The following is an 8269-nucleotide window of genomic DNA, read 5'->3' as shown; positions in this document are numbered from 1 at the left end:
CGGTCGCGCCGTACGCGGACGGGGACGGGGGCGGCGGCGCCTGCGGGACGGCGCCGGGCGGCGCCGGAGCCGGTCCTTGCCCGCCCGGCGGGGTCGGCGCCGCCGGGGCGGCGGGGGCCGTGTTCGCGGGCACGGCGGGCGGCTCGATGGCCATGGGGAACTCCTGCTGTCGCCCGGGCCGCAGCTTCGCGGCACGGATCCACGAATCGGCCCGGGTGAGCAGGAGGGCCGCGGTCGTACCGGCGATCAGGCTCGCCGCGGCTCCCCGCACGCCGCCGATGGCGCTGGCGGCCGCTCCCATGGCGAGGATCGTCAGCACTCCGGCCATGGCCAGGGCGCGCTGCCTGCGCAGTCTCGCGGCGCGGCGCCGGACGGCGTCTCGGTGCGGCCCGCGGTGGTCGCTTCGCCGGGCCTGCGGCCCGCTCGCGTTGCCGAAGTTCACGGCTTCGAGTTCTCGTCGCCGCGCCCGAACGGCTTCCACCCGGCGACGCCGTCCCCCGCCGGAGGCGCATTCCTCGGGGCGCGCCGGAGCCGGTGCGGGCGACGGCGGCGCGGGGGGTGCCGGAGGCACCGGGGACGGGGCCGGAGGCGGCTCCGGCGCGCGGTCCTGGCCCTGGCCCTGGTCCTGGTCCTGGTCCTGGCCCTGGTCATGCCGCGCCCGCCGCGCGGACGGCGAACCGTTCGCCTCCGGCTTACCGCCCGGGAGCGCCGGTGGCGGGGGAGGAGGCGGCGGGACGGCGGGGGCGCCGAGCGCCGTGTGCCCGTTCGTGTTCGCGATCTGCTCCAGCGGCTCCAGCAGCAGCCCGCGCATGCGCTCGATGTCGACGTCCTGGATGAGTCCCTGGTCGACCATCTTCTTGAAGAGCGTCAGCTGGGCGTCGCGCGTCACGTCCCAGCGCTTCCCGACCATCTGCAGGACCTGCGCGATCTGGTCCGGGTTGCGGGTGAGGAAGAGGAGCATCAGGTCGTCCTCGCCCTGGGCCATCCGGCGCAGCGCATCGAGGCGGTCCCGCTCGAGTTCGGCGCTCTTCCGGTCGGTCACGGCGCTGCGCTCCAGGCGGCGCTGGTGGTGCTGGAAGTCGGCGGTGTGCTCGTCGATGTGCAGGCGGACGGCCACCGCGAAGATCGTGATGCCCTCCTCCAGCGGCACCGATCCCCCCATGTGCATGTTCTGGAGTTCGACCTCGGCGGCGTTGCAGTCGTCGACGTCGTACCGCCGGGTGACCTGCCAGAAGCGTGCGATGAGCCGGGACCGCACCGTGTCCAGCGCGTTGCCGAGCGCGTAGCCGACGACGATCTCGGGGGACGTCACGCCCCACGTCACGTCCGCCTCCAGTTGGAACGGCATCGCGTCGTAGCGGCTCGACACGGTGCCGGTGATCGTGTCGGTGTGCCGCCGCACGTCGACCATGTACCAGTGGCGGTACTGGGTGCACTCGATCACCGAGGGGCGGCGGGCCGGGGCGACGGCGACGCCGTTGCGGTCCGAGTAGACGATCGCGCGGCCGGGGGCGGGCGCGGGGCCTCGGTGGCCGAGGGACACCGGGCCGGTTTCGAGGACCAGGTCGGAGATCGAGCAGCCGGGTTCCTGTGGTCGATTCATCGATGCGTCCTTCTGGTGGCGAGTGCCGCGAGGACCGCGGCGGAGCTGTCGGGGGCGTCAGGCCAGCGCGACGCGGCGATCCGGACGATGCCGTGGGTGCGGTCGTCGAAGGCGATGCCGTTGAGGAACCAGGCCAGCAGGGCCGGCCCGTTCGGGGTCCGTTCGGCGGTCCGCGCCCATTCGGCGAGCACTTCCTTGGCCGCCTTGTGCAGGTCGGCGGAATTGAGGGTGACGTGCCACAACCGCATGACCTTGACCGCCGTCGCGGTGTCGCGTTCGGCGTGGATCTGGAGCGTCGGCCGCGGGACGCCGCCGTCGGACGAGACGTGGACGAGGTCGGCGGCGGCGAGCAGGAAGCCGAGCCGTCCGGTGAGGCGCGCGCCGGGCTTGCGGCCGGTCACCCAGGCGATCAGCAGGTCGAGCGTCATGTCCGCGAACGCGCCGTCCCCGTACTCCAGCATCTCCGCGACGCTGGTGCAGACGGCCTCGACGACTTCGGCGGAGTCGTCGTCGGCGAGGCGTTCCAGCAGCGTCACCGCCCGGGTTCCGGCCTGCGGCCCGTCGCCGTTCAGGGTGACGCGCCAGGCTCGGGCGGCGGTCGCGCGCAGCCGGGGCCGCGCGTCGTCGGTGCTCCACGCGGTGACGAGTCCGTTGACGGCGGCCTCCAGCCGCGCGCGTTCGGCGACGACGCTCAGCGCGGACGCCGCCGCGTCCCGCGATTCGACCGCGGCGGACCGCGCCCACGGCAGGATGATCGCGGAGCTGATCTGGTCGAACGACTCGGCCGCGAGAATGCCGGTGGCGACCGCCGCCCTGATCCGGACGGTGGGTACTTCGCTGCGCACGCAGAGCCGCAGCCAGTTCAGCAGCTCGGGCCTGATCGGGTCGTACTCCTCCCAGACGTGCAGCAGGAGCCGCCTGGCGAGCCCCTGCTCCCGGTACCGGACGACCAGTCCCGGCGCGGTGCCGCCGTGCCGGGCGGCGAGGTTCGAGGGGACGAGATGCGCGCCGAGCGCGCGCAACCGGGTGCTGCGGGTGCCGCCGAACGGGGTGGGTTTCTCCGGCGGCTTCTCGTCGGGTTCGAGGCGCCGGGTGAGCAGGTCGGCGGCGTTCGCGACGAGGTCGTAGTTCTCTCCGCCGAGTGCCGCGACCGCGATGGCGAGCGTCTGCGTCGGCAGGTCGCCCATTCCGGAGAACCACTGCTCCAGATCGGAAACCCGCCGCCCGGTGAGCCCGGCGCGGACGTTTTCGGTGATCGGCTCGCGTGCCCCGGCGAGCAGCCCAGCCAGCCGGACGGCCCGGGCGGGCGACGCGTCGCGGAGTTCCTCGCGGCAGAGGGCGGTGACGCCCGGGGCCGCGAGGATGCGGCCCGCACGCTCGCGCGACCCGGCGGCGGTGAGGTGCGATCGCAGCACCTCGTGCGGGTCGGGCGGGGAGACGTCCACGACGTGCCGTTCCACGTCGGTGTCGGTGACGGTGATGACGAGCCCGCGGCCGGGGCCCAGTTCGGCGGCGAGCCGGTCGAGGTCGAACGCGCGGAGCTTCGCGGCGGCGTTCGGGGCGAGGTCGGCCAGCAGGTAGCCGCCCGGCTTCAGGTCGGTGCCGGTGAGCGAGCCGAGGTCGGTTTCGGGGTGCAGCCGCCGGACCTTCCCGAGGGCGAGGCCGAGCAGCAGCCGCCGGGCGAGCGCGTACCGGCCCGTCCCGTCCGCGCCGCGCAGCACCACCACGTGGCGGCCGCGCAGGGCGGTCTCGGCGGGACCGTGGCCGGACGGGACGACGAAACGGCGGTCGAGCGCGATGTCGTCGGCGGTGAGCTCGACCATCCGCAGGCGGGTGGCGGCGCCGGTCACGGTGACGTAGGTGATCTTGTCGCGGCCGACGAACTCGTCCGCCGACACCCGGGCGTTGGCGAAGTTCGACCGGGCGTCGCGTTCGGCGCCGAGCCGTTCTCCGGTCTCGCCGGGACGGGCGGCGCGGCCGGAGAACTCGCGCCCGAGGTCCTGCGGGTCGCGCTGCTCGCGGTCGTCGCCGTCCGGTTCCCGCGCGTCGCGTGCCCGGTCTTCGGCGTCGTCCGGTGGCGCGGGGGCGTCCGCGGTCACCGGGGGTCCCCGTTCCCGTGGTTGACCTGGTCGCGGCCGATGAAGGTGCGCGCCCGGATCTGCGCCCCGGCGTAGTCGCCTGCCGGCGCCGCCCCCGCGGCCTGCGCACGCGGCGGGACGGACGGCGCCGTTCCGGGCCCGTCGTCCTCGTCGTCCTCGTCGGATTCGACGTCGAACTGCATCCCGTCGAGGTCGTGGCCGGGCACGTGAATCCAGGCGTGGCCGGTGAACTCCTTCATCCGGACGCCGACGCGGGTGAAGTCCGCGGGGTCGAGTGTCGTGTGCTCCTCCGCGACCGTCTCGGTGAAGACGCGCTCGGACAGGACGACCGCGAGCGCGGCGCCGGTGCCGTCCAGTGCCCGGCGCAGCGCCTCGCTGTCGCAGAGCCGGGCGGCGACGACGAGGCCGCCGCCCGCGCGGCCGTGGCGCGCCGGGATCGCCGGGCCGTAGTGGACGGCCATCCGAAGCCGCAGTTCACGCCCGGACGGGACGTCGCGGTTGTAGCGGCGCAGTTCGGCGTGCAGGTGCCGGACGTAGTCGTCCACGACACGGGGTTCGGGTTCGCTGTCGGGGAGCACCGCGATCTCGCCGTCGCCGCCCGGCTGGATCCACCAGCCCGGACGGTCGAGCCCGGCCCGCTCGGCGGCCCGTTCGAGCACGGTGCACAGGCCGTCCTGCATGTGCCGCTGCCAGTTCGCTGTGGTGCTGCCGTAGCCCTTGGCATCGGCGGAAACAATCAGCCGCCGTGCGAAGTCATCGCCTTCCGCCACCTGTCCAACCCCTCGTTGGTCAATGTTGCGGGAAAGAGTGCCACCGTCCGCTGGTGCAGATGCCGTATAAATACGGCGTCTGCCTTCCGGGGTCCGGTGATTCGCACCACTTGCGGCGCGAAGCCGTATAAATACGTGATCGTTTCTGGCCGGTCGAGTTTCACTGTTCCGGACCCCAGCGAAGGAGCCGTATGAACCGGAATGAAACGCCCACGGCGGACAACGCGTCGGCGGACGACGTGGCGGTGGCGCTCGCCGTCATGGCCACCGGTCAGCAGTACGTGCAGCACGCGGACACGAAGGTGTCGATCCTCATCGCACTGCAGGCGGGCGCGGTCGTCGGGCTCACCGCGACCCGCGCCGCCGCCGGGTCGCACCCGGCGACGATCTCGACGGTGCTGTTCGGGGTGCTGCTCGCGGCGTCCCTGGTCGCGGGGACGCACCTGCTCTGGGCGCTGCGCCCGCGCCTCACCGGCGACGACGTGCCGAGCCGCTTCGGCATCGTGCGCATCCCCGAGCACCCGCCGGCCGGGGCCGCCGCGCAGCGCGACGAGGCGTGGGCGATGGCCCGCATCCTCGCCGCGCTCGCCGAGACGAAGTACCGCCACATCGGCCGGGCCATGCCGTGGCTCGCCCTCGGCCTCGTCGCCGGAACGGCCGGCGCGATCCTCGCGTGAGCGGAGCGGAACGGGAGCGGACCGAAGCGGGGCGCGGCCTCAGAACTCGTCCTCGGGTTCGGACGCGCGCCGCAGCGCGTCCTCGTCGACGATCACGATGTTCCGGTAGGAGGAGGTGATGCAGCCCGCGTGCCGGAGTGTGGACACGGCCTGGTAGACGGTGTCCTTGCGGGCGCCGATGAGCATTCCGAGTTCCTCGTGGGAGAGGGCGACGCCGAGCGCGCGCCCGTCCGCTGCCGGCCGTCCGTGCCGGTCGGACAGCAGCAGCAGGATTCGCGCGAGCCGCACCTGCACCGAGTATCCGGCGAAGTCGAGCCGCCGCTCGTTGGCCCACTCCAGCCGGTCGGTGATCGTGGCGTTGAGGGCGAGCCACGCGGTCGGGTGCTCGGCGAGGAACGTCATGAGGACGTCGCCCTGGACGGCGTGGGCCCAGACGTCCGAGCAGGCGACGACGGTCGCGGTGCGGGCCTTGCGGTGCAGGGCGCCCTGTTCGCCGACGATATCGCCGGAGAGTCGGATGCCGAGCAGCCCTTCCCGGCCGTCGGGGAGCCGGGCGGTCACTTTGACGCAGGCGGACCGGTCGGGGCTGACCGCGCGCAGGATGAACGCGTGGGTGCCGCGGTCGTCGCCCTGTGCGAGCAGGACGTCGCCCTTGCGGTGGAGTTTGGCGGGCGCGACCCGGAGCAGCGCCGCGCGCGTCGAGGGGTCGAGCCGGGAGAGCAGCGTCCCCGCGACCCACTGATCGATGACGTCGTTATTCGACACGCCGCCTCCCGGACGGAGTTCTGCAATGCGGGAGCCCAGATCGATTTTACGTGCAGCCGGGAAAACCCGGTCACCCTTTACCAGGCGGACGACAATCCTCGATAATCGGACGAATTACCACAAAAGTAAAGATCGTTAAGGGTGGGCCGAATGTCGTCGCCGTGTCGACGGGCACTCGTTCCATGTCACAGTGTGTCCAAGTATGCACGATGGTAAACGTGTTGATGGAGTACACATACCGGTTTCGGTCCCGCATCCGACGTCCGCCGCCGAGCCGGTGACCACGGTCGTGTCGGCCATTGCGCGGTTCGCCGCGGCCCTCGGCCGAGACCTGCCGGTGCACCGGCTGCTCGCCGGTGCCCGATCCACGAGGTCGCCGGACCGAGGAGAAAGAGTCACCCCTGTTCGGGCCAGTGGGCGGTGCCGTGGACCGGGCGGACGGCCTCGACGCGGCAGCCCATCGCGTCGATCGCCGGGAGCAGCGCGTCGCGGACGCGCGCGTCCGTCCCGGGCGGGTAGGCGACCCGGATCTGGTGCCCGTAGGCCGTCTCGTAGGTCAGCCTCCACTGGCCGTCGGCCGCTGCGAAGTGGTCCTGCCGACTGCCGCCCGCGCCCGCGAAGCCGCCGCGCGCGCTCGTCGGCGCCAGGCTCCGGCGCAGGACGCGGAGCCGCTCCTCGTACGGCGGCGCGCCGTCCGCCTCCGCCAACTGCAGATACACGTGGACGTCCCTGCGGTAGTGGTCGAACCACGGGCCGTCGACGTCCTGGCCGTCGGCCCTCATCCTTGCCGTCAGATCTTCGACGAGCCCGGTGAGGACGGCGGCGACGCCGCCTTCGGGGTACTTGAACTCGTCGTCGCGCGTCCAGTAGACGGTCTTCCAGCGGTCGGGGGAGCCGGCGGGCTCGGCCAGCCAGGCGAGCGCCCCGCCGATCGAGTCCGTCCCCCACAGCACCAGCCCGCCGGGCTCGGGATGGACGGGATGCGGGCATTCCTCACCCATGTCCTGGAGCAGGAATCGCAGGTCCTCCAGTCGGCCGGGGTTGTCCGCGATCATCTCCTCCGGGGTGCAGCAGGAGAACTCGTCGCAGAACGTGCCGTGCCCGTACCGGCGGGCGATCTCGGTGAACTCGCGGGGAAGGGCGAGCCCGAGCGCGTCCGCCGCGCGCGTCCAGTCGGCATCGGCGTCCACGGGTGACGCGGGCGGCGGGACGAGCGTCCGCAGCCGTTCGAGGTCCGTCATGACCGCAGACTCTAACCGCGACATTCCGGGCTCGCCGCGCCGTCAGGAACGCGGGTCCGGGCCCGCCGTGACTCCCCACGTCTCCGCGAACCGGCCGTCGGCGACGCGGAAGATCTCGATCAGCACGGGCCGCTCGCCGTCCGGGGCCGTGGTCCCCGTGATGGACGAGCGGACGGCGACCCGGTCGCCGTCCACGAGGATGTCGTCGGCGACGACGCGCATGTCCGGGAACCGCGCGACGACTTGGCGCCAGGCGTCCTTGCCCGCGTCGCACCCGGTGGCGCCCAGCGGATGGTTGGCGAAGTCGGGAGCGAACAGGTCGTCGGCCCGGTCGAACTCCCGGGTGTTGAAGCACTCGTGCATCCGCAACACCAGAGCGCTCGCTTCCTCGCGTGTGGTCATCGCAGTGGTCCCCTTCGTAAACGGGGCGCCGCCCCGGTTGAGTCCAGAGCATACGGGGCGGCGCCCCGGTTATGCTAGGCGCGATGAACGACCGACCGCGAGAGCGCGCCGACGCGCGCCGCAACCGTGAGCGGGTGCTGCGCACCGCGCAGCAGTCGTTCGCCGAAGAGGGCCTCGGCGTCTCGCTCGACGAGATCGCCCGCCGTGCGGGCGTCGGCCCCGGCACCGTCCACCGGCACTTCCCCGCCAAGGAAGCGCTGTACCTCGCCGTCGCGCTCGACCAGCTCAGGCGGCTGGTGGCGGAGGGCGAGACGCTCGCCGCGGGCGACGACCCGGCGGCCCTCTTCACGCTCCTGTCCTCGATGATGGCCTCGGGTGCGCGGAACGCGGCGGTCAAGAGCGCGCTGGCCGCCGCCGAGTTCGACCTGCGCAGCGCCGCCCCCGACGTCGCTGCGGACCTCACGCACCGGGTCGCGGTCCTGCTCGACCGCGCGCACGCCGCCGGCGTCGTCCGTCCCGACCTGGCCGTCGAGGAGGTGATGGCGCTGGTCGCCGGTGCCTTCGCCGCGATCCGGCACGCCGACGCGGAGACCCGCCCCGAACGCGCGGCGCACATCGCCCAGATCATCCTCGACGCCTCCGCCCCCGGCCCGAGTAGCCGGTGCGGGTTCGGGCGGCGGCCGATGTCAGGACAACGCGGTGCCGACCAGGC

Annotated in this window: 7 protein-coding genes and 1 pseudogene; 2 read left to right on the top strand and 6 right to left on the bottom strand. The window is 73.2% G+C overall.

All coding sequences use genetic code 11. The features are described 5' to 3' along the window. The 3 genes and pseudogenes from BJF79_RS55855 to BJF79_RS26295 form a co-directional block, all read right to left on the bottom strand. Nucleotides 1-1603, bottom strand: a pseudogene (locus tag BJF79_RS55855) (hypothetical protein); the annotation flags it as partial. Continuing rightward, the gene (locus BJF79_RS26300; protein WP_075901339.1) at nt 1600-3702 is read right to left on the bottom strand and encodes a hypothetical protein; all 2103 of its coding nucleotides are present in this window, start codon (nt 3700-3702) and stop codon (nt 1600-1602) included. The gene BJF79_RS26300 and the pseudogene BJF79_RS55855, both read right to left, overlap by 4 nt. Continuing rightward, entirely contained in the window at nt 3699-4472 is a 774-nt protein-coding gene (locus BJF79_RS26295; protein ID WP_075901337.1) for a hypothetical protein, read from the bottom strand. The genes BJF79_RS26300 and BJF79_RS26295 overlap by 4 nt, the downstream gene beginning before the upstream one ends. A gap of 191 nt (nt 4473-4663) precedes the next feature. Between BJF79_RS26295 and BJF79_RS26290 the strand changes: the two genes are divergently transcribed. After that, nucleotides 4664-5149 (top strand): hypothetical protein, encoded by a 486-nt coding sequence (locus tag BJF79_RS26290; RefSeq protein WP_075901335.1) that lies wholly within the window; start codon nt 4664-4666, stop codon nt 5147-5149. Nucleotides 5150-5188: 39 nt separating this feature from the next. Here the strand turns inward: BJF79_RS26290 and BJF79_RS26285 are convergent, their stop codons facing one another. The 3 genes from BJF79_RS26285 to BJF79_RS26275 form a co-directional block, all read right to left on the bottom strand. After that, nucleotides 5189-5914, bottom strand: a complete 726-nt coding sequence (locus BJF79_RS26285) for a Crp/Fnr family transcriptional regulator (protein WP_083733938.1) — start codon at nt 5912-5914, stop codon at nt 5189-5191. 395 nt (nt 5915-6309) lie between these two features. Next, on the bottom strand, nt 6310-7155 hold the full coding sequence (locus BJF79_RS26280; protein WP_075901333.1) for a hypothetical protein: 846 nt from the start codon (nt 7153-7155) through the stop codon (nt 6310-6312). Nucleotides 7156-7197: 42 nt separating this feature from the next. Then, a complete protein-coding gene (locus BJF79_RS26275; RefSeq protein ID WP_075901331.1) occupies nt 7198-7557 on the bottom strand; it encodes an ester cyclase in 360 nt (119 codons plus the stop codon). 83 nt (nt 7558-7640) lie between these two features. On the opposite strand from BJF79_RS26275, the gene BJF79_RS26270 reads away from it, so the two are divergent. Next, the coding region (locus BJF79_RS26270; protein WP_262402608.1) for a TetR/AcrR family transcriptional regulator at nt 7641-8269 on the top strand (629 nt) is incomplete at its 3' end.

Source organism: Actinomadura sp. CNU-125 (genome assembly GCF_001942465.1).
GTDB lineage: Bacteria > Actinomycetota > Actinomycetes > Streptosporangiales > Streptosporangiaceae > Spirillospora.
The sequence above is the reverse complement of the archived record's forward strand: the minus strand, read 5'-3'. Positions and strand labels throughout refer to the sequence as shown.

What these genes read in the sequence shown, in the direction of transcription:
- BJF79_RS26280 (WP_075901333.1), bottom strand. Translation starts at nt 7,155, where the DNA reads ATGACGGACCTCGAACGGCTGCGGACGCTCGTCCCGCCGCCCGCGTCA.
- BJF79_RS26275 (WP_075901331.1), bottom strand. Translation starts at nt 7,557, where the DNA reads ATGACCACACGCGAGGAAGCGAGCGCTCTGGTGTTGCGGATGCACGAG.
- BJF79_RS26290 (WP_075901335.1), top strand. Translation starts at nt 4,664, where the DNA reads ATGAACCGGAATGAAACGCCCACGGCGGACAACGCGTCGGCGGACGAC.